The sequence below is a fragment of the Microvirga sp. BSC39 genome, from assembly GCF_000739015.1.
Taxonomy (GTDB): Bacteria; Pseudomonadota; Alphaproteobacteria; order Rhizobiales; family Beijerinckiaceae; genus Microvirga.
Window position 1 is genome coordinate 49,145 of the sequence record NZ_JPUG01000064.1, and the last position, 18,391, is coordinate 67,535.

The 18,391-nt window shown below is 62.7% G+C and carries 23 protein-coding genes and 1 tRNA gene; 11 read left to right on the top strand and 13 right to left on the bottom strand.

The window, feature by feature from the left end; translation table 11 throughout:
- Positions 1-70 precede the first annotated feature (70 nt).
- The 3 genes from MA07_RS14000 to MA07_RS29650 form a co-directional block, all read right to left on the bottom strand.
- A complete protein-coding gene (locus MA07_RS14000; protein WP_036351803.1) occupies positions 71-421 on the bottom strand; it encodes a hypothetical protein in 351 nt (116 codons plus the stop codon).
- A gap of 14 nt (positions 422-435) precedes the next feature.
- The gene (locus MA07_RS30500; protein WP_200879370.1) at positions 436-612 is read right to left on the bottom strand and encodes a hypothetical protein; all 177 of its coding nucleotides are present in this window, start codon (positions 610-612) and stop codon (positions 436-438) included.
- 987 nt (positions 613-1,599) lie between these two features.
- Positions 1,600-1,812, bottom strand: a complete 213-nt coding sequence (locus MA07_RS29650; protein WP_152568871.1) for a hypothetical protein — start codon at positions 1,810-1,812, stop codon at positions 1,600-1,602.
- A 239-nt stretch (positions 1,813-2,051) separates the two neighbouring features.
- Between MA07_RS29650 and MA07_RS14010 the strand changes: the two genes are divergently transcribed.
- Entirely contained in the window at positions 2,052-2,360 is a 309-nt protein-coding gene (locus MA07_RS14010) for an antibiotic biosynthesis monooxygenase (RefSeq protein ID WP_036351809.1), read from the top strand.
- A gap of 674 nt (positions 2,361-3,034) precedes the next feature.
- Positions 3,035-3,292, top strand: a complete 258-nt coding sequence (locus MA07_RS14020; RefSeq protein ID WP_036351815.1) for a hypothetical protein — start codon at positions 3,035-3,037, stop codon at positions 3,290-3,292.
- A gap of 40 nt (positions 3,293-3,332) precedes the next feature.
- On the opposite strand, the gene MA07_RS14025 is transcribed toward MA07_RS14020, so the two are convergent.
- From MA07_RS14025 to MA07_RS14035, 3 genes are all read right to left on the bottom strand, one after another.
- Positions 3,333-3,854 carry a hypothetical protein gene (locus MA07_RS14025; RefSeq protein ID WP_036351818.1) on the bottom strand — a complete coding sequence of 174 codons (522 nt, stop codon included), beginning with the start codon at positions 3,852-3,854 and terminating at the stop codon, positions 3,333-3,335.
- Positions 3,855-3,969: 115 nt separating this feature from the next.
- Positions 3,970-4,158 (bottom strand): hypothetical protein, encoded by a 189-nt coding sequence (locus MA07_RS14030; protein WP_036351822.1) that lies wholly within the window; start codon positions 4,156-4,158, stop codon positions 3,970-3,972.
- A gap of 207 nt (positions 4,159-4,365) precedes the next feature.
- Positions 4,366-4,439 (bottom strand) — tRNA-Gln (locus tag MA07_RS14035).
- Between the two features lie 452 nt (positions 4,440-4,891).
- On the opposite strand from MA07_RS14035, the gene MA07_RS14040 reads away from it, so the two are divergent.
- Complete coding sequence (locus tag MA07_RS14040; protein ID WP_052003162.1) at positions 4,892-5,446, top strand: calcium-binding protein; 555 nt, start codon at positions 4,892-4,894, stop codon at positions 5,444-5,446.
- Positions 5,447-5,526: 80 nt separating this feature from the next.
- Here MA07_RS14040 and ruvX read toward each other — a convergent pair whose 3' ends face one another.
- From ruvX to MA07_RS14065, 5 genes are all read right to left on the bottom strand, one after another.
- On the bottom strand, positions 5,527-6,084 hold the full coding sequence (gene ruvX, locus MA07_RS14045; RefSeq protein ID WP_036351830.1) for a Holliday junction resolvase RuvX: 558 nt from the start codon (positions 6,082-6,084) through the stop codon (positions 5,527-5,529).
- Between the two features lie 64 nt (positions 6,085-6,148).
- On the bottom strand, positions 6,149-7,285 hold the full coding sequence (gene ugpC / locus MA07_RS14050) for a sn-glycerol-3-phosphate ABC transporter ATP-binding protein UgpC (protein WP_036351833.1): 1,137 nt from the start codon (positions 7,283-7,285) through the stop codon (positions 6,149-6,151).
- A gap of 16 nt (positions 7,286-7,301) precedes the next feature.
- Complete coding sequence (locus MA07_RS14055) at positions 7,302-8,126, bottom strand: carbohydrate ABC transporter permease (RefSeq protein ID WP_036351835.1); 825 nt, start codon at positions 8,124-8,126, stop codon at positions 7,302-7,304.
- Complete coding sequence (locus MA07_RS14060) at positions 8,123-9,094, bottom strand: sugar ABC transporter permease (protein WP_036351838.1); 972 nt, start codon at positions 9,092-9,094, stop codon at positions 8,123-8,125. The genes MA07_RS14055 and MA07_RS14060 overlap by 4 nt, the downstream gene beginning before the upstream one ends.
- A 5-nt stretch (positions 9,095-9,099) precedes the next feature.
- Positions 9,100-10,365 (bottom strand): ABC transporter substrate-binding protein, encoded by a 1,266-nt coding sequence (locus tag MA07_RS14065; RefSeq protein WP_036351840.1) that lies wholly within the window; start codon positions 10,363-10,365, stop codon positions 9,100-9,102.
- A gap of 130 nt (positions 10,366-10,495) precedes the next feature.
- Here MA07_RS14065 and MA07_RS14070 point away from each other — a divergent pair, with 130 nt between their 5' ends.
- The 4 genes from MA07_RS14070 (at position 10,496) to MA07_RS14085 (ending at position 13,708) form a co-directional block, all read left to right on the top strand.
- Positions 10,496-11,197 carry a metal-dependent hydrolase gene (locus tag MA07_RS14070; protein ID WP_036351842.1) on the top strand — a complete coding sequence of 234 codons (702 nt, stop codon included), beginning with the start codon at positions 10,496-10,498 and terminating at the stop codon, positions 11,195-11,197.
- 313 nt (positions 11,198-11,510) lie between these two features.
- Complete coding sequence (gene gatC / locus MA07_RS14075) at positions 11,511-11,798, top strand: Asp-tRNA(Asn)/Glu-tRNA(Gln) amidotransferase subunit GatC (protein WP_036351845.1); 288 nt, start codon at positions 11,511-11,513, stop codon at positions 11,796-11,798.
- Between the two features lie 90 nt (positions 11,799-11,888).
- Complete coding sequence (gene gatA, locus MA07_RS14080) at positions 11,889-13,403, top strand: Asp-tRNA(Asn)/Glu-tRNA(Gln) amidotransferase subunit GatA (RefSeq protein WP_036351848.1); 1,515 nt, start codon at positions 11,889-11,891, stop codon at positions 13,401-13,403.
- Entirely contained in the window at positions 13,400-13,708 is a 309-nt protein-coding gene (locus MA07_RS14085) for a hypothetical protein (protein ID WP_081928975.1), read from the top strand. Before gatA ends, MA07_RS14085 begins: the two co-directional genes overlap by 4 nt.
- Here the strand turns inward: MA07_RS14085 and MA07_RS14090 are convergent.
- Together MA07_RS14090 and MA07_RS14095 are read right to left on the bottom strand one after the other, a co-directional pair.
- The gene (locus MA07_RS14090) at positions 13,705-14,232 is read right to left on the bottom strand and encodes a hypothetical protein (RefSeq protein WP_036351850.1); all 528 of its coding nucleotides are present in this window, start codon (positions 14,230-14,232) and stop codon (positions 13,705-13,707) included. The two genes, MA07_RS14085 and MA07_RS14090, sit on opposite strands and share 4 nt — an antisense overlap.
- Before the next feature lie 158 nt (positions 14,233-14,390).
- A complete protein-coding gene (locus MA07_RS14095) occupies positions 14,391-14,702 on the bottom strand; it encodes an LPXTG cell wall anchor domain-containing protein (protein ID WP_152568872.1) in 312 nt (103 codons plus the stop codon).
- A 221-nt stretch (positions 14,703-14,923) separates the two neighbouring features.
- On the opposite strand from MA07_RS14095, the gene gatB reads away from it, so the two are divergent.
- From gatB to MA07_RS14115, 4 genes are all read left to right on the top strand, one after another.
- Complete coding sequence (gatB, locus tag MA07_RS14100) at positions 14,924-16,399, top strand: Asp-tRNA(Asn)/Glu-tRNA(Gln) amidotransferase subunit GatB (protein WP_036351855.1); 1,476 nt, start codon at positions 14,924-14,926, stop codon at positions 16,397-16,399.
- Between the two features lie 64 nt (positions 16,400-16,463).
- Entirely contained in the window at positions 16,464-17,120 is a 657-nt protein-coding gene (locus MA07_RS27840; RefSeq protein ID WP_052003164.1) for a GDSL-type esterase/lipase family protein, read from the top strand.
- Entirely contained in the window at positions 17,095-17,622 is a 528-nt protein-coding gene (locus MA07_RS14110) for a GNAT family N-acetyltransferase (protein ID WP_052003165.1), read from the top strand. The genes MA07_RS27840 and MA07_RS14110 overlap by 26 nt, the downstream gene beginning before the upstream one ends.
- A gap of 33 nt (positions 17,623-17,655) precedes the next feature.
- Entirely contained in the window at positions 17,656-18,291 is a 636-nt protein-coding gene (locus tag MA07_RS14115; RefSeq protein WP_052003166.1) for a LysE family translocator, read from the top strand.
- Positions 18,292-18,391 lie beyond the last annotated feature (100 nt).

Below are 18,391 nucleotides of genomic sequence, written 5' to 3' on the forward strand. Positions count from 1 at the left end.
GGCCAAGGTCCGCGCATTCCAGTGATGCGTAACTAGATTTCATAAAGCGTTTGCATCCCGCCCCGCTGGCTCACGCTGGCGGGGCTTTTGCTTCTGGCTTGGCATAGAGCGGGTCTGGCTTCCGGCCACTGTTCACAGCTATCCAGAAGCGACCGACACGCTCCTGCCACTCGGGAAGGTGAGGGAGGCAGTACATAGCATTCGGGTGCAGGGCATAGGCCTTGATCCGGTCCGGTTTATCGCACTCCCAATCCTTGGTCAGCCGGTCAACGGCCTGATGCACAGGGTATGTCTCACCCAGCTTCTCCATCAGCTGAGCCTTGTCGAACCGGCCCTGACGCTTGCACTTGATGCACTCGACGACGAGCTTCGGAAGAGGGTAGTGCTTAAGCTGGAAGGTTGGATCGTGATGTGCTGCCATTTCGGCCACCGGCGTCAGCGGCTCCTCGGCATGGGTAGGTCCTTGAAGGTCTTGCCAAGCACTGCATTGGTGATTGTCGAGCGGCTGATCTGGTAATCCGCAGCCAGCTTCTTGAAGTCCTGTTCCCCAGCCGCATAGCGCAGCCTCGCTTCTAAAACTTGCTCGACTGTCAGCTTCTTGGTCTGTGGCATGCCCTGTCCGACGCGCTAGGAACGAACCGGGAACATTTGCGAGTGGCAGAAGAAAGCCAATAGCGGTGAAAGCTTTTCCCCATTGTCCACAGGGAAGCGGGCGCGTCAGCTCAGACGGCCGGGGAGGGTGAAGAGAAGGTTGAGAGTACCAATCAAAAAGAAAGCGCCTCCCGAAGGACGGCGCTTAGTTTCGTCCTTGGGGCAAACCATGGATCGGTATGCATGAGATAATCACTCGGCCGCTCAGATGCGAGGGGCAGGATGAGAACATTGGCACTATGTCGCTGCCTCGAACGGATGATGAGGCAGGTCGCCGCGCGCCCCTTGTTCTGGTGCCGTGCGGGTTCAGGCGCAGCGTCGTCTAATGCTCAGCGGCTACAGGCAGGTCTATATACTTATGTCTCTAGGTATTTTCGCGTATTGTTGCGTATCTTTGGCGCCAGTATACAGGCGTTACCGTAGGGGCAAACACGGGTCAGGGGCTGCGAACATGGTCAAAAGACCGGGCGCGGCCCTTTTCTTTTCCGCTCAGCTCTTCCTGCCGTCTCGCACCGCCTTCAGTGCCAAACCGTCTCGATGTTCTTCTCCCCTTTGTGAAGCCGGCTGAACAATCTTAAGTGCGTGAAGTTCTGTACGGTTTCGAACGAACTGCGGTCTCCCACGTTACGCCTTGTCACCAGCGGGAGTGAAGTCGATGCTGAACCACCACGACGAGCGCTGGGAAGGCCCCATCAGAGGCCTTCGGTTGCCCCTGACAGCCTGGAGGCGCCTGCAGGAGGATGGCGTCAGCACCATTGATCAACTCAGGGCTATTGTGAACAAACTCGAGACTGTTCCCGGGATTGGCCCAAAGACGGCGCAGGTGATCCGGGCAGAACTCGCCCGTACCTCACCGGCTGAAGGATGAGCACACTAATCCGGTTGCAGACTAGGTAGTGACGGGTTGACCGGTGAGCTCGGAGATGGCGGTGGTGTCGCGGGAGTAGGTCATGTTGTTCGGGTGATCCCAAGGGAGCTTCTCGAAGGAACTGAAGGACTTCGCTTAGCCCTTGCAGTCTCGATCGGCGCGGGCTTCAGCCAGACCAGCACAGGCCCGATCGCTTTGGCTGCGACCCCCATAGCGGAGCCGACAAGGATGCCCAGAACAATGATGAAAAGCAGGAAGCTCCATTCACGATCTTTGTTGATTGCCTGTTTCACGTCCGCCCCTTCGTTTGGATGGGATTTACCACCGTTCCTATTGAAAGAGAGTGAATTCCTCGGGGGCGCATAGGCTTTCAGCCTCGTCGGCCAGGTCATGGGAGGGGATAGCGGGGAGGCGTGAAGAGAGGATTGGGGCGGGTGTTGCAGCGGCAGGACATTGATTGGACTAGGTATCGCTACTCATAGCTCCATATCCCATCCAGCGCTTTGTACCTTGCAACGAGAAGGACCCCTCTATGACCAAGCTCGCTCTGTATGTGCCCTTAGAAGCCAAATCAGGGAAAGAGGAAGAAGCTGCGGAGTTTCTCCGTTCGGCCCTGCCGCTCGTTGAGGAGGAGCCCGGTACAACAACTTGGTATGCTGTGCGGTTCGATCACAATACCTTTGCGATTTTCGACGCCTTCCCGGATGAAGAGGCTAGGAATGCTCACCTTGCCGGCAAGGTCGCTGTGGCTTTGAGCCAGCGAGCGCCTGATCTCTTCGTTGATGATTTTGAGATCAAACGCTTGGAGATCTTGGCCTGCAAGCCACATCAGCCCCAGTGAGCTCGGAGATGGCGGTGGTGTCACGGGAGTAGGTCATGCCATCGGTTTTGCATGGATCCATGAACATAGAGTTGAACGAAGAAAAGGCCGCGCCCGATCCTCGCGGAGTCTGAGCGCGGCCCCCGGCCCGTATTTGCCCCTACGGGTGGTGGTAAACCTAAAGTTAACCTTGGCTGGAATGCGGCCATGGTTCGGGGATTATTTGATCATTCTGTGGAACTGGACGGCTCAGCTGACGTTAGCAGGCCTCTGATCCAAATGTTTTGCCCCTACGGATCAGGTACTCGGAGCGCCCCTCGTGGGCGCTCTTTCTTTTTCTGCTTCTCAGAACGTGTCCTGTCGCCGTTCAACTCTGGAAGCTGCGTCCCTCAGAGCAGGCGACAGAGGCTGCTGGAGAAAATCGCCGTACATCGCTCGTAGCGTTATGCCGATGTGGTCTTGGGTGGTTGCCTGAATTTGTGACCAGAGTTCGTAGTCTCTCCAGGCGAGAGGAACCATGACTAGGTCACCGCCTTGCCAGTCCTCTGTGGCTATGTCCTGCATACGCCCCCCAGCTCTCCCAACAGCGTAGCTTTTAAACCTCGAAGGGCGGGGGGCGTTCCGTTCTGCTTTGGTCGTACGCTGCGAACAATGAGCATTGCTCGTCATTGACGCCCTGAACTGCTGAGGGACCAATGGCGCGCTATTTCTTCGACACTTTTGACGGTGAACGGTTTGTTCGAGATGACGTAGGGCTGGAGTGCGAGACCTTGGAGGAGGCCAAGTCGGAGGGGCAAAGAGCCTTGCCAGAGATGGCGAGGGAAGTGCTCCCGGACGGGAATCATCGAACCTTCGTGGTGACCGTGCGAGACGAGGTGGGTACCGTCGTTATGAGGATGTCCCTCTCTCTTGTGGTGGAGGAGGGCAGCGTTGACGAACAGCCTCTTAGCTAGGTCATGGAGAGGGTATAGCGGGCAGGGGTGAAGAGGTGGTTCACTCGGCCATGTAGTGGGGCAGGGTCTCTGCAGGCTCAAAGCTTGGGTCATTCGCGTGAGCGAGGAACATCCAAATCTGCATGACATAGAATTGCAGTCTAGATGCCCCATTCATTTCGAGGTGTGTAGAAGGATAGTCGGCCCCGCTAGGCAGTTTCCTCACACGAGCGAACCACCTCTGAGTGATCTCTTTCATTGCCGGACTGAAGCTCTTAAAGAGCCCGTCAACGTCGGAAAGCAATAATTTGTGGTCGAGGTTATGGGCAAAACGGTTCCGATATTCTCCGATTTTACGCAATGGAGACTTCAAGTCGGGGAGCAGTCCGAGTGCAATGGCGAGGCTAATCTTTCGGTCGTAGTCAGGTTTCAGCGTTTCAATTACGCCTGGTGGCAACCGCGCCTCTATAAACAAATTCAATTCGTATTCGATGTATAGATGGACGCGAATAAACCCGCCGAGCATATCGTCCGCTGTTATAGCCTTGTAGAGGCCAATCAGGCGCTCTTGGTGACTGCTCATAGCCCAGACCCTCCTGGCACAGCATAGCCGTGAAGCTGGCCCTAGAACACTACTTTCCCGAGCGCAGCGGAGGGCACCTCATCACTCCTCTGGAAGAGAAGCAGGAGGAAGGGGATCAACTCTCGTTGTCGAGGGAGACGTTCATGAGCAAGAGCCAGCCGATGACCGTCCAGTTGAGGGCGCCATTGAGGAGTGCAAAGGTCATCTTCGCGCCGGCGCTTTCACCAGAGCGCAGACCATAAATGGCCGCTGGCAGGAAATAGAGCGCCAAAACGGTAATCGTGATGATGTCCCACTCAACCATGGGCATTCTCCCTACAGCCCGTTCTAAGCCTGGGGGCGGCTCACCTACAAGTGCTCTGAGGCAACACTTAGCCACATACGCATGCCACCCTCTCAAGGTGGGAAGGGGTCGAAGCGCGAACCGATTTGTCTAAACAGCCGTAAAACGGTTGTCTAAAGCTTCGATACTGAATGTCGGGAAAGAGGGCTAAGCCCTTAGAAAATAAAGTGGCTGGGGGACAAGGACTCGAACCTTGACTAGCGGAGTCAGAGTCCGCTGTTCTACCATTAAACTATCCCCCACCGAACCTGCTGATCTGTAAGCTCTTTCTGGACTATACCCTTAGGCGGTGCCAGTAGCGCTCATCAGCGTCCGTGGTGGCGCTGAGATAGGGGGCTTTTCTCGCGGCGTCAAGCCTCGAAATCGCCGTGTGTCCGGCACTTTGACCCGACCGGTTCATGCCAGGGCTCCCCGCATTTGAAGCGCGCCGCATTGCCGTCGTGAACTCCCCCAGAGACGCACCTTCCGCTGTGACACAGCGGGGAGCCGCGTGTGAAACCGCACAGCTTGCCGTTGAGGCAAGATCTAAAAGCGCATTATTCGCACAGAAGGATCGTCGATCCTGATGCAAATATTCGCACTCTAGGATGATTATACCGCTGAGCTAATATAAGGTTGCCTTAGAGGCATGCGGATATTATTGCGGAGTCTATTGAGTTGATTTCGATTTGAATGGCGCGAGAGGAAATATTTCATGGCTGGAATTAAACTCGATCAGAATGGCAATGCCGTAGGAACGTCCCGGGCCGATCTGATCTCTGGCAACAACAAGTCCAACATCCTGGGCGGTCTTGCAGGCAACGATACCCTCAGGGGAATGGGCGGAGCCGACATCATCGATGCCGGTGCGGGGAACGACAGGATCTATGGTGATGGCGGCAACGATCTTTTGAGCGGCGGTCTCGGCCGTGACACCATGACCGGCGGCGCCGGCTATGACTTCTTCGCCTTCGAATCCAGGCTGTCGAAATCTGCGATCGACACCATTACGGATTTCAGCGTGAAGTACGACACGATCATGCTCTGGAAGGGCATCTTCAAGGTCGCGGCCTCGTCGAATGGGCTGATCTCGTCAACCGCCTTCTGGACCGGGTCGAAAGCTCACGATCGGAGCGACCGCATCATCTACGACAAGAACACGGGCGCTCTTTCCTATGATCCCGATGGAACGGGCGCGAAGGCAGCGCAGCAGATCGCGACGCTCGATAAGAATCTGAAGATGACCCACAAGGATTTCTTCGTCTTCTGATCGATCCGGCAGCGACCATACCAGGGAGAGCTGAGCAAGTCGCCCGGTGCCGGCCAGTCGGCCGTTCCGGTTGCTCCTGCTCAATCCATGGCGCCGCCTCCGGGCGGCGTTTCCATGTCGAGGCCCGCTCTCGCAGCCGCCTCGTCCTCCGCGTCGGCTGCATCGGCGGCGATCCGCTCGTAGCGGTCGAGCGCCCCCTGCAGGATGTAGGCCGCGGCCATCTTGTCCACCGCGTCGGCGCGCTTCGCCCGGGAGGTGTCCGCGTCGAGAAGGGTGCGGGTCACAACCATGGTGGACATGCGCTCGTCCCAGAACAGGACCGGCAGGGGCAGCAGAGGCTTCATGTTCCGGATGAACGCGCGGGTCGCCTGGGAGCGGGGGCCCTCCGTGCCGTCCATGTTGAGCGGGAGCCCGAAAACAAGTCCGCCGACATCGTAGCGGGCGGCGAGTTCCTTGATGCGGCCCACATCCGGGGTGAACTTCACCCGCTTGATCGTCTCCAGCGGGGTAGCGATCCGGCGCTCCACGTCGGAGAGGGCAAGGCCGATGGTCTTGGTGCCGAGGTCCAGCCCCATGAGACGTGCGCGCGGAGACAGGCCATCGATGAAGGCGACCAGTTCGTCGTCCTTGGAAATCATGGGTGCCTCCTCATCGAGCCTGCCGGAACCCCCGCAGTATAGAGGAAGTCGCCCGGCGTCGAGATCAGGCGGCGCTGCTGGTCAGGTCCGGGGAGGCGGGAGCCGGGCTCGTGGCGCCTATCGGTCGCGGCAGCGCTTCGCCCGTGCGCCGGAACAGGTGGCAGAATTCGCGGGCAAGATCGAGGGACACGGTGCTGCCCGCCTCGTGCCGCGCATCGCCGGGCTCGCGGACGGTGAGGCGGCGGCCCTGGCCTGCATCGACATAGAGCAGATGATTCTCGCCCAACTCCTCCACCAGCTCGACACGGCCGGTGAGGGAGCCTTGGGGGCTCACACGGACATGATCCGGCCTGATGCCGAGGGTGACGGCTTCACCTGTCCGGACACCATCCGGCTGGACCGGAACCGGAAGGGTGCCGCCTCCGGGCAGGCTCACCAGCACTTCGCTCGGCCCGATGCCGGCGACCTGGCATTCGATGAAGTTCATCTGCGGCGAGCCGATGAAGCCCGCGACGAACAGGTTGGCCGGGCGGTGATAGAGTTCGAGAGGCGTGCCCACCTGCTCGATACGGCCCGCGTTGAGCACCGCGATCCGGTCGGCCAACGTCATCGCTTCCACCTGGTCGTGGGTCACGTAGATCATCGTCGCACGGGTGTCGTTGTGGAGCTTGGCGATCTCGATGCGGGTCTGCACGCGGAGCGCGGCGTCGAGATTGGAGAGCGGCTCGTCGAAGAGGAACACCTTCGGGTCGCGCACGATGGCGCGGCCGATGGCGACGCGCTGGCGCTGGCCGCCGGAGAGTTGGCGCGGCTTGCGGTCGAGCAGCGCCTCGATCTGCAGCAGGCGCGCGGCCTCCCGCACCTTGGCATCGATGTCGGCCCTGGAGGATTTCGCCAGCTCCAGCCCGAAGGCCATGTTGTCGTAGACGTTCATGTGCGGGTAGAGCGCGTAGGACTGGAACACCATGGCGATGCCGCGCTTGGCCGGCGCGAGGTCGTTCACCCGCTCGCCGCCGATGAAGAGGTCGCCTCCCGAAATGTCCTCGAGACCCGCGATGAGCCGCAGCAGGGTCGACTTTCCGCAGCCGGACGGGCCGACGAAGACCACGAATTCACCGTCGCGGATATCGAGATCGACCCCGTGGATGACCTTCGCCCGGCCGAAGGATTTTTGGACGTTCTTGAGAACCACATCAGCCATTGTGCAACATCCTTGACTAACCCTTCACCGCGCCGGCCGTGAGGCCCGCCACGATCTTGCGCTGGAACACGAGTACGAGCGCGATGATCGGCAGGGTCACGATGACGGATGCCGCCATGATCGTGCCCCAGGGCAGCTCATAGGCCGTGGAGCCTGTCATGAGCGCGATGGCGGGCGGCACGGTCCGCCGCTCGTTGGTGAGGGTGAAGGTGAGGGCGAAGAGGAACTCGTTCCACGACACGATGAAGGCGAGAAGCCCCGTCGTCACCGCCGCCGGCGCCATGAGCGGCAGGAACACGCGCCTGACCACGATCCAGGGCGTCGCGCCGTCCACGAACGCCGCTTCCTCGATCTCCTTGGGCAGCTCGCGCATGAAGGTGGTGAGCACCCAGATCGTGAAGGGCAGGGTGAGCATGAGATTGGCGAGGATCAGGCCCGGCAGGGTGTTGTAGAGCCCGAGGCTGCGGATCAGCTCGAACATGCCCGACAGCACGGCCACCTGCGGGAACATGGAAACGGCCAGGATAGTCATGAGCAGGAGCGCGCGGCCGCGGAACGCGATGCGCCCGAAGGCGTAGGCCGCCGTGATCCCTAAGCCCAGCGAGACGGCCACCACGGAGGCGGCGACGATGATCGAGTTGAGGATGTTCTGGCCGAAGGGCTGGCGGTCGAACACGGCGGCGTAGTTCGAGAGGTCGAAGCGTTCCGGCAGGTAGGCCACGGAGAACAGCTCGGCGCCCGAGCGGAAGGACGAGATGATCGCGTAGTAGAACGGGAAGAGGGCAAAGAGGCCGATGGCGATCACGAGCAGCCAGAAGCCGATGCGGGAGAGCAGTTTCATCGCGGGTCCTCCCCGAGCCGGACCCGTCCCGCCGCCAGGGTGATGACCACAAGAAGGGCGATGATGAGGAAGATCAGCGTCGAGGCGGCCGAGCCTACGCCCACCTCCTGGAAATCCACGAGCTGCTGGCGCGCATAGACCGACATCGACATGGTGTCGCGGGAATTGGCGGTGAGTACGTAGATCAGGTCGAAGACGCGCAGGGAATCGAGCGCACGGAAGATGATCGCGACCAGAAGCGCCGGCTTGATGAGCGGCAGCGTCACGCGGAAGAACACGCGCACGGGATGAACGCCATCGACCCGGGCGGCTTCGTAGATGTCGCCGGGAAGCATCTGGAGCGCCGCGAGGATGAGGAGCGCCATGAACGGCGTCGTCTTCCACACGTCGACCATGACGACCGTCCAGAGCGCCGTGTCCGGATTGGCCGTCCAGGTGATGGGCGCGGCGATCAGGCCGACGCGCAGGAGCATGTCGTTGATGACGCCGAACTGGTCGTGCAGCATCCAGTTCCACATGCGGGCCGAGACCACGGTCGGGATGGCCCAGGGAATGAGGATGATGGCGCGCATGAGGCCACGGCCGGGGAACGCGGCGTTGAGGATCAGCGCCACGATGATCCCGAGCACGGTCTCGATGGAGACCGAGACGAGGGTGAACCACACGGTGTTCCAGACGGAATGCCACCAGTCGGAATCGGTCAGTAGCCCGAGCCATTCGCCGTCGTAATTGGCAAGGTAATTCTCGAATCCGATGAACGTGTAGTCGCTCAAGTTGTTGAGGTTCGCGTCGGTGAAGCTGAACCAGATCGTCCGCGCCAGGGGCCATCCGGCGATGAGCGCGAGGATGATCAGGCTCGGCGCAATGAAAGCCCAGGCGGACCGGGTGCGCGAGCGTGTCAGCGACGAGGGGCGTCCCCGCGCCTGCGTCGGCACGGGGACGTTTCCTTGAGCGACCGCGCTGGTCATGCCTGTTACTTCCAGCCGTCGCGCTTGATCCGCTTCAGGTCACGGTCGAGACGGTTGAGCGCCTGGGCAGGCTCGGCGCGCTTGGACAGCACCTGATGCACGGCGTTGAAGAAATCGGTCGAGACCTTGTTGTAGTTCTGGCCGGTCGCGGTGGCGGGGCGTGCCACCGCGTTGGTGAACACGTCCACGAGATCGCCGATGAACGGGTTGGCCTTGGCGATGTCCGCATCGCTGTAGAGCGACACGATGGTCGGGTTGAAGGAGCCTTCGACCGCCCGGCGCTTCTGCTCCTGCTGCCCGGTCAGGTACAGGACGAGGTCGGTCGCTGCGTCCGCATTCTTGGAGTATTTGGAGACGGCGAGAAGCTGGCCGCCGAGGGTGCCGGCATGGCGTCCGTCCGCGCCGCCCTTCGGCAGAGGCGCGATGCCGACCTTGCCCTTGATGGTGCTGTCCGCTCCTTGGGCCAGCGCCCAGGCATAGGGCCAGTTGCGCATGAAGGCGGCGTTGCCGGACTGGAAGACGCCGCGGGATTCCTCTTCCGTGTAGTTGAGCACGCCTTCCGGCGTGACGGTGCCGACCCAGCCGGCGGCGGTCTTCAGGGCTTCCGCCGCCTTCGGGTTCTCGATGGTGACCTCGCCCTTGTCGTCCACGATGGTGCCACCGCCGAAGGAGGCGACCCATTCCAGCGCGTTGGTGGTCAGGCCCTCATAGGCGCGGCCCTGCCAGACATAGCCCCAGAAGTCGCCGCGCCCGTCCTTGCGCTCGCCCTCCTGGATGAGGCGGGCCGTCTCCGTGAGGTCGGCCCAGATCTGCGGCACGGGGCGCTTGTACTTGTCGAGGAGATCCTGGCGGTAATAGAGCAGGCCTGCATCGGCGAACCAGGGCATGGCCATGAGCTTGCCGTTGACGCGGCTCGTCTCGACCATGGCGGGCAGGTGATCGTCGATGTCCGCCTGACCCTTGGCGGAGAGGTCCATGAGGTGGTCGGCCAGGATGCCGGTCCAGACCACGTCGATCTGGAACACGTCGATGTCGGAGGCTCCTGCGGCCAGAAGCTGCTGATAGAGGGCGAGCCGCTCCGTGGCGGAGTTCGGCGTCGAGACGATCTTGACCGTGTTGCCGGTCTTCTTCGCCCAGGCATCGACACCCTGCTTGCAGATCTCGTGTTCCTTGCCCAGCGCACTGCACGAAATGGAGATTTCGACGGCCCAGACGCTCGTCGAGGCGAGAATTCCGGCGGCAAATCCGAGGCTGGCGATCAGGCGTGACATGGCTATCCTCCTGCAGGCTTGATGCTTATTGCTTAGCTTCTTAAAACCTGACCGATGGTTTTGTTCCTTTGGAACATGGTCGGGCGCTGAAGCCGCTCCATTTCATCTGGCCAAAATCGAGGGACTTTCCATGAAAATTACGTGGTTCGGACATTCCGCCTTCCGGCTCGACTTCGCCGGCAAGGCCGTGCTCATCGATCCGTTCTTCACCGGCAACCCCGCCTTCGAGGGCGACAGGGCCAAGATCATCGAGGGCGTGTCCCACATCCTCCTCACCCACGGCCATGGCGATCACGTGGGCGACACCGTGGAGATCGCGAAGGCGACCGGCGCCAAGGTGGTGACGAATTTCGAGCTGTGCATGTACCTCGCCAAGCAGGGCCTGGAGCACCTCGATCAGATGAACACCGGCGGCACGACCGGGCAGGGCGGCTTTACCGTGACCCTGGTACGGGCGGACCACTCATCCGGCCTCGTGGAGATGGACGTGAACTTCCCCCTCGGCAGCGCCAACGGCATCATCGTCAAGGCACTGAACGAGCCGACAGTCTACCACATGGGCGACACGGACATCTTCGGCGACATGGCGCTGATCGCCGAGATCCACAAACCGGATGTGGTGATCGTGCCCATCGGCGACCGCTTCACCATGGGCCCCGAGGTCGCGGCGCTGGCCATCGAGCGCTATTTCAAGAGCGCCAAGGCGGTGATCCCCTGCCACTACGGCTCGTTTCCCATGATCCTCCCCAACGCCGACCGCTTCGTGGCCGCCATGGACGGCAAGGGCGTTCAGGTGGTGGTGCCGCACAAGACGGTGGGCGTGACGGTTTAAGAGAAATCCTCTGTCGTCATGCCCGCACTTGTTGCGGGCATCCACGTCTTTGCCGCCGGTGAAGACGTGGATGCCCGGGACTGATCCCCGGATCAAGTCCGGGGACGGCCATGACGGTGAGGGTGTCATCCCCGGCGGCCGCAGGCCGGGAAGGGGATCCACGATCAGGCGCAATGCTATGGATTCCCTTCCCCTCCGATGGCTGCGCCATCTCCGGCCGGGAATGACACGGAGCCCCACATCCGCCGTTGCCCCCCGGCGCGGGCGGGTGCTATAGGCCGCCCAGCAGATATCCAAGGGGTTATGACCATCTATGTCGGTCGATGAGAAAACGGTCCGCCGCATCGCCCATCTGGCGCGCATTGCCGTGACGGATGAGGAGGTGCCTCATCTCCAGGGCGAGCTCAACGCCATCCTGTCCTTCGTCGAGCAGCTCAACGAGGTGAACGTGGAGGGCGTCGAGCCCATGACCTCCGTGACGCCCATGGTGATGAAGAAGCGCCAGGATGGCGTGACCGACGGCGGCTATCCGGAGAAGATCGTCCAGAATGCCCCTGCCACGGAAGACAACTTCTTCCTGGTGCCCAAGGTGGTCGAGTAAGGCGTAAGCCCGCCCATCGTCCCTGATGAATTGAGACGTGGATGACCGGGACAAGCCCGGTCATGACGTCGAGACAAGAGATCCAGTCCCGTGACCGAACTGACCCATCTCACGATCGCCGAGGCCCGCGACGGCCTGAAGGCCAAGACCTTCTCCGCCACCGAGCTCACGCAGGCCCATGTGGATGCCATCGCGAAGGCGAGGGCGCTCAATGCCTATGTGCTCGAGACGCCCGAGAAGGCGCTCGCCATGGCCAAGGCCTCCGACGAGAAGATCGCCAGGGGCGAGGGCCGCGCGCTCGAAGGCATCCCGCTCGGCATCAAGGACCTGTTCTGCACCGAGGGCGTGGTCTCCACGGCCGGCTCCAAGATCCTCGGCAACTTCACCCCGCCTTACGAATCCACCGTCACCCGGAACCTCTGGAACGACGGCGCCGTGATGCTCGGCAAGCTCAACATGGACGAGTTCGCCATGGGCTCCTCCAACGAGACCAGCGCGTTCGGTCCCGTGGTGTCGCCCTGGCGGCGTGAGGGCTCGAACGTGAGCGCGGGCGCTTCCGGCGCCATCGAGGGCACCCATCTGGTCCCCGGCGGCTCCTCGGGCGGCTCGGCCGCGGCTGTCGCGGCGCATCTGTGCCTCGGCGCCACTGCCACCGACACCGGCGGCTCGATCCGCCAGCCGGCGGCCTTCACCGGCACGGTCGGCATCAAGCCGACCTACGGGCGGGTCTCCCGCTGGGGCACCGTGGCCTTCGCCTCGTCGCTGGATCAGGCCGGCCCGATCACCCGCACGGTGCGCGACTCGGCCATCATGCTGGCCTCCATGGCGAGCCCCGACCCGAAGGACACCACCTGCGTGGATCTGCCGGTGCCGGATTTCGAGGCGGCCATCTCCCGCGGCGTGAAGGGTCTCAAGATCGGCATTCCGAAGGAATACCGGATCGACGGCATGTCGCCCGAGATCGAGCAGCTCTGGCACCAGGGTGCGGAATGGCTGCGCGCGGCCGGCGCCGAGATCGTCGAGGTCTCTCTGCCGCACACCAAGTACGCGCTGCCCGCCTATTACATCGTGGCCCCGGCCGAGGCGTCCTCGAACCTCGCCCGCTATGACGGCGTGCGCTACGGCCTGCGCGAGAACGGCCGGGACATCGTCGATCTCTACGAGAAGTCCCGTGCCGCCGGCTTCGGCCGCGAGGTCAAGCGCCGCATCATGATCGGCACCTATGTGCTCTCTGCGGGCTATTACGATGCCTATTACGTCCGGGCCCAGAAGCTGCGCACCCTGATCAAGCGCGACTTCGAGGAGGTCTACGCCCAGGGCGTGCACGCCATCCTGACCCCGGCGACCCCGTCCTCGGCCTTCGGCATCGGCGAGAAGGGCTCTGGCGACCCGGTCGAGATGTACCTCAACGACATCTTCACCGTGACGGTGAACATGGCGGGCCTGCCAGGCATCGCCGTGCCGGCCGGGCTCGATGCTCAGGGGCTGCCCCTCGGCCTGCAGCTCATCGGCCGCGCCTTCGACGAGGAGACCCTCTTCGCCGCCGGTCAGGTGATCGAGGATTCCGCCGGCCGCATCAAGCTGCCCCAGGCCTGGTGGGCTTGAGCCCAGTGGGTCCGACCGTTCCCGTCGTCACCCTCTGGGACTGGCTGCCTGCGGCCTTCGATCCGGTGCTGATCCTGATTGCGGTCTGGCTCGGCTGGAAGGCCGACCAGTTCGGCAAGGTGCTGATCGTCGGCATGGTGGCCCTGGCCGTCTCCGTGCTCGTCTCCTGGGCGATCAGCAGCATGGGCCTGCCCTGGATCGCGCCGGTGCGGTCCGACGGGCTGACCCTGTTTCCCGTGCGCTTCGTGGCCGCCATGCTCTGGGCGAGCGGCGCCTATGCTGCCCGCCGGTTGGCAAAAGGTTAGGCTTCGGCGAGTCCCGCGCCGGAGCCGGCCGGATTGCCGAGTGCGGTCGCGATTTCAGACAGCGTCGCCTTCTCGGCATCGCTGACCGCCACGCCGCCGAATCCTAAGAACCCGCCTTCCTTACCGGCCTCGGCCGATTTCCGGGCCACGCTCCACAGCCAGGACTTGAAGGCTGCCGCCTCGTCCGGCGCCTTGGTATCAAGCAGGCCCGATACGGCGTGAAGCTCCTCGATGGCCTTGCGCTTCACGTCGGCGAACTGGCTGCCCTTGAACTGGCTTTGAAAGGATTCGCGCACGGCATTGCGCGTCTCGGTGTTGGCGATATCGTCGGCCACGGCCTTCACGAGCGGCGTCGCCTGGGTGTCCTGCTTGGCTTCGAGCAGGGCCCAGCCGCTGGACATGGATTCCTGCAACAGGCTCCAGAGCCCGCCCGGATCCGCCGCGGTGATCGCCATGCTGGCCACCACGGGGCTCGCCACGAGGCGGGACCATTCCTCGGGGGTGAAGCTCGACTTGTTCGCCATGGTGGGCCTCCGGATATGCAGCGGATTGGAAACTCCCAAACGCAACCGCTCAAGCTTGCCCTTCGTTCCTCGGCAGGCCCGGTGCTGCCCGGCCCAAAAGGAATGGGCCCGACCGTGAGGTCGGGCCCATCCTGCGCAGTGAAACGCGAGACGCTAGATTACTGCTGCGGAGCGGGAGCCGCGGGGGCTGCCGGAGCCGGGGTGGTCGGGGTCGCCGGAGCGGTCGAGGAACCGCCGGTGGCGCCGGAACCCGTGCGCGGTGCAGTGCTTTCCGTCTGAGTGCCGGTGCTGCCGGTCGTGCTCGGCTCGTTGCTGCCGCCATCATAGAACAGGAAGGCGAGCAGGCCCAGGGCGATAACAAGACCGCCGATCACGTAAGCAAGTGTGTTCGAACCGCGACCGGTGTTATCGTAGACGTTGGTCTCACGATTGTAGACGTTGGGTTCGCGATCCATCGGATCCATAGCCATTTTGAAACTCCTTGACCGTTTTACCTCCCGAACAACGCCGAATGGGAGATGCGGTTTCATCGCAGCGTGGCAATTATTTTCGAAAGCTGTGCATAAATTGTTTCTGATCTTAACGAACGGGTTACCTGTCTGAACGCCCGTTCATCTCGAAGGGGGTTGACCGGTTCAAGCGCCGCTCTTACTCCGGGCAGGAAATATAAGAGATTGAAGGCGCAAGGCTCATGAACGCTCCCGTCAACCCTAAGAAGCTCATCAAAGGCGCGACAGGCGATTGGGAAATCGTCATCGGCATGGAGATCCATGCCCAGGTGACGAGCCAGGCCAAGCTGTTCTCCGGCGCCTCCACGGCCTTCGGCAACGATCCCAACAGCAACGTTTCCCTGGTGGACGCGGCCATGCCCGGCATGCTGCCCGTCATCAACGAGGAATGCGTGCGCCAGGCCATCCGCACGGGCCTCGGCCTCAAGGCCGAGATCAACCTGCGCAGCACCTTCGACCGCAAGAACTATTTCTACCCGGACCTGCCGCAGGGCTACCAGATCAGCCAGTACAAGAGCCCCATCGTGGGCGAGGGCGAGGTGATCGTGGACGTGCCGGAGACCGGCGAGACCATCATGGTGCGCATCGAGCGCCTGCATCTGGAGCAGGATGCCGGCAAGTCGATCCACGACCTGCACCCCACCATGAGCTTCGTCGACCTCAACCGCTCCGGCGTTGCCCTCATGGAGATCGTTTCGAAGCCGGACCTGCGCTCGGCGGACGAGGCGCGCGCCTACGTGACCAAGCTGCGCACGATCCTGCGCTATCTCGGCACCTGCGACGGCGACATGGACAAGGGCAACCTGCGCGCCGACGTGAACGTGTCCGTGCGCCGTCCGGGCGACGAGCTCGGTACCCGCTGCGAGATCAAGAACGTCAACTCCATCCGCTTCATCGGCCAGGCCATCGAATACGAGGCGCGGCGCCAGATCGCGATCCTGGAGGATGGCGGCACCATCGACCAGGAGACCCGCCTCTACGATCCGGGCAAGGGCGAGACCCGCTCCATGCGCTCCAAGGAAGAGGCGCATGATTACCGCTACTTCCCCGATCCGGACCTGCTGCCGCTCGAGTTCGACCAGGCCTATGTGGACGATCTCGCGAAGGGCCTGCCGGAGCTGCCCGACGAGAAGAAGGCGCGGTTCATGGCCGATTACGGCCTCTCGCCCTACGACGCGAGCGTGCTGGTGGCCGAGCGCGCCTCCGCCGACTTCTTCGAGGAGGTGGCGAAGGGCCGCGACGGCAAGGCCGCGGCGAACTGGATCATCAACGAGCTCTTCGGCCGCCTGAACAAGGAAGGCAAGGACATCTCGGAGACCCCGGTCTCGGCCGCCCAGCTCGGCGCCATCATCGAGCTCATCGGCGAGAACGTGATCTCCGGCAAGATCGCCAAGGACCTGTTCGAGATCGTGTTCACGGAAGGCGGCGACCCGCGCGAACTCGTGGAAACACGCGGCATGAAGCAGGTGACCGACACGGGCGCCATCGAGAAGGCCGTGGACGAGATCATCGCGGCAAACCCCGACAAGGTGGAGCAGGCGAAGGCGAAGCCCACGCTGCTCGGCTGGTTCGTGGGACAGACCATGAAGGCCACGGGCGGCAAGGCCAACCCGCAGGCCCTGAACGAGATCCTCAAGCGCAAGCTCGGGATCGAGTAAGGCCGTTCGGCCATCCCGGCGGAGCGCACCCGCGCCCGCCGGGGCTCATGCAGGCACCGCTCCCGTGACCTCGCAACCCAACCCCTTCGCACCGCACTGGCTGATCCGCGACATCGTGATCGCCTCGCACCGCGCCGCCGTCGGGCCGGGCGGCCTGCTCTTCGTGGGGGATTCCTTGGTCGAAGGCTTTTATTGGAACCGCATCGGTTCGCGGCCGGTGCTGAATGCCGGCTATTCCGGCATCTGGACCGAAGCCCTCGAGCCGCGGGTGCCGCTTCTCCTGCAATCGGCAGAGCCCAGTCTCGCCGTGCTCCTCGTCGGCACGAACGATGCCAAGAAGGACTGCACGGAAGGGGCGCTCATTGGTGTGATGCGGCACTTCGAGGCCATCGTCCGGCACTTCGAGGAGGCGGCCGTGCCGCTCGTCGTGATGACCCCGCCGCCCATCGAGACGGGCAAGCGCCTGACGGGCTTTTACGCCAAGGATGCCATGGCATCCTTGAGCCGACGCATGGTGCAGGCGGCGAAAGAGCGGGCCGTCGCCATTGTCGATCTGCAGCGTGCTTTTGCCGATGGCAGCGGCGCCGCGAAAGCAGGCGTCACGACGGATGGCATTCACCTGTCGGCAGAGGCCTATCGCCGGCTGCATGACATGCTCGAAAGAACAATCGCCGCTGTGACGGCGAGGAGGGGCGATGACCAACCCAGCGCGGAACATTGAAGACCTGCCCGTCATCCGTCCCGTCCGCGACGGCGACAGGCAGGATCTCTTCGGTCTGATCGCGATCTGCTACGCGGATTATCCCGGCTGCTTCGTCGATCCTCATGACGACCTGCCGGATCTGCGCGACCCAAGCACGTCCTACGACCGGACCGGCGGCGCCTTCTTGGCCGTCGAGGACGAGCGCGGGCGCGTCTGCGCCTGCGTGGCGGTGGACTTTCCGGAAAGCGGAACGGCGGAACTGCACCGGCTCTACGTGCGCCCGGACCAGCGCGGGCGGGGCCTGGGCTCGCGCCTGGTGCATCGGGCCGAAATGCATGCGCGCAGCAAAGGCGCATCGCGCATCGTCCTGTGGTCCGACACGCGCTTCACCACGGCTCACCGCCTCTACACGAGGCTGGGTTATGGGCGGGCCGAAGGACAGCGGCAACTGGCGGATATCTCGCAATCGGCGGAATACCGGTTTGAAAAGAGCCTTGAAAGCATCCAGAGTGCAGCCTGACCGGGTGCGGATCGCAGGGCGGGAGCAGCGTTCATGATGTTTGAGGTGGCGGGCGTCTTTGCCGGAATCGTGCTCGCCCAGATTTCGCCCGGCCCGAACCTCATGGCCGTGTCCTCCATCGCCCTCGGAGGCGGGCGCGTGCCCGGCGCCATCGCGGCGGCGGGAGTCGCCACGGGCGTGTTCATCTGGTCCATTCTGTTCGCGCTCGGGATCGGCGCGCTGCTCAAGGCCTTTCCGCAGGCGATCACCGCCATGCGTCTCCTGGGTGGAGGCTACCTGATCTATCTGGGCTTGCGCGCCCTGCGGACGGCTTTCACGCCATCGACCAGAAAGCCCGACCCGGAGCGCGCCCACATGCCGGCAGGCGAAGCCTACCGTCGCGGCTTGTTCGTCGTCATGACCAATCCGAAAGCGGCCCTGATGTGGGTGGCGATCCCCATGTATCTGGCATCCTTGAGTTTCTCCAAGCTCCAGTTCCTGGCCATCGGCCTCGGGGCTTCCGCGTCGGCCATGATCATCTACGGCACCTACGCGCTGATCTTCTCGACCGGGATCGCCATGCGGGCCTATGCCCGGTTCTTCCGCATCATCGAAGGCAGCTTCGGCGCGGTCTTCGGCGCCATCGGCGTCAAGGTCTTCGTCGACGGCGTGCGCGAGTTGAAGGCTTGAGGCTGGTAAAACCAGCGCCGATAAAGTAGTGTCTTCCCGCGGCTGAACGACTCAGCCGCTTTTTTCACCTGCAGCCGAAGGAGGCGTCACATGGTCATGA

What these genes read in the sequence shown, in the direction of transcription:
- MA07_RS14115 (WP_052003166.1), top strand. Translation starts at nt 17,656, where the DNA reads ATGATGTTTGAGGTGGCGGGCGTCTTTGCCGGAATCGTGCTCGCCCAG.
- MA07_RS14010 (WP_036351809.1), top strand. Translation starts at nt 2,052, where the DNA reads ATGACCAAGCTCGCTCTGTATGTGCCCTTAGAAGCCAAATCAGGGAAA.
- MA07_RS14110 (WP_052003165.1), top strand. Translation starts at nt 17,095, where the DNA reads ATGACCAACCCAGCGCGGAACATTGAAGACCTGCCCGTCATCCGTCCC.
- MA07_RS14090 (WP_036351850.1), bottom strand. Translation starts at nt 14,232, where the DNA reads ATGGCGAACAAGTCGAGCTTCACCCCCGAGGAATGGTCCCGCCTCGTG.
- MA07_RS30500 (WP_200879370.1), bottom strand. Translation starts at nt 612, where the DNA reads ATGCCACAGACCAAGAAGCTGACAGTCGAGCAAGTTTTAGAAGCGAGG.
- MA07_RS14070 (WP_036351842.1), top strand. Translation starts at nt 10,496, where the DNA reads ATGAAAATTACGTGGTTCGGACATTCCGCCTTCCGGCTCGACTTCGCC.
- MA07_RS14040 (WP_052003162.1), top strand. Translation starts at nt 4,892, where the DNA reads ATGGCTGGAATTAAACTCGATCAGAATGGCAATGCCGTAGGAACGTCC.
- MA07_RS14055 (WP_036351835.1), bottom strand. Translation starts at nt 8,126, where the DNA reads ATGAAACTGCTCTCCCGCATCGGCTTCTGGCTGCTCGTGATCGCCATC.
- MA07_RS14020 (WP_036351815.1), top strand. Translation starts at nt 3,035, where the DNA reads ATGGCGCGCTATTTCTTCGACACTTTTGACGGTGAACGGTTTGTTCGA.
- gatB (WP_036351855.1), top strand. Translation starts at nt 14,924, where the DNA reads ATGAACGCTCCCGTCAACCCTAAGAAGCTCATCAAAGGCGCGACAGGC.
- ugpC (WP_036351833.1), bottom strand. Translation starts at nt 7,285, where the DNA reads ATGGCTGATGTGGTTCTCAAGAACGTCCAAAAATCCTTCGGCCGGGCG.
- MA07_RS14060 (WP_036351838.1), bottom strand. Translation starts at nt 9,094, where the DNA reads ATGACCAGCGCGGTCGCTCAAGGAAACGTCCCCGTGCCGACGCAGGCG.
- ruvX (WP_036351830.1), bottom strand. Translation starts at nt 6,084, where the DNA reads ATGATTTCCAAGGACGACGAACTGGTCGCCTTCATCGATGGCCTGTCT.
- MA07_RS14025 (WP_036351818.1), bottom strand. Translation starts at nt 3,854, where the DNA reads ATGAGCAGTCACCAAGAGCGCCTGATTGGCCTCTACAAGGCTATAACA.
- gatC (WP_036351845.1), top strand. Translation starts at nt 11,511, where the DNA reads ATGTCGGTCGATGAGAAAACGGTCCGCCGCATCGCCCATCTGGCGCGC.
- MA07_RS14065 (WP_036351840.1), bottom strand. Translation starts at nt 10,365, where the DNA reads ATGTCACGCCTGATCGCCAGCCTCGGATTTGCCGCCGGAATTCTCGCC.
- MA07_RS14030 (WP_036351822.1), bottom strand. Translation starts at nt 4,158, where the DNA reads ATGGTTGAGTGGGACATCATCACGATTACCGTTTTGGCGCTCTATTTC.
- MA07_RS14000 (WP_036351803.1), bottom strand. Translation starts at nt 421, where the DNA reads ATGGCAGCACATCACGATCCAACCTTCCAGCTTAAGCACTACCCTCTT.
- MA07_RS14095 (WP_152568872.1), bottom strand. Translation starts at nt 14,702, where the DNA reads ATGGCTATGGATCCGATGGATCGCGAACCCAACGTCTACAATCGTGAG.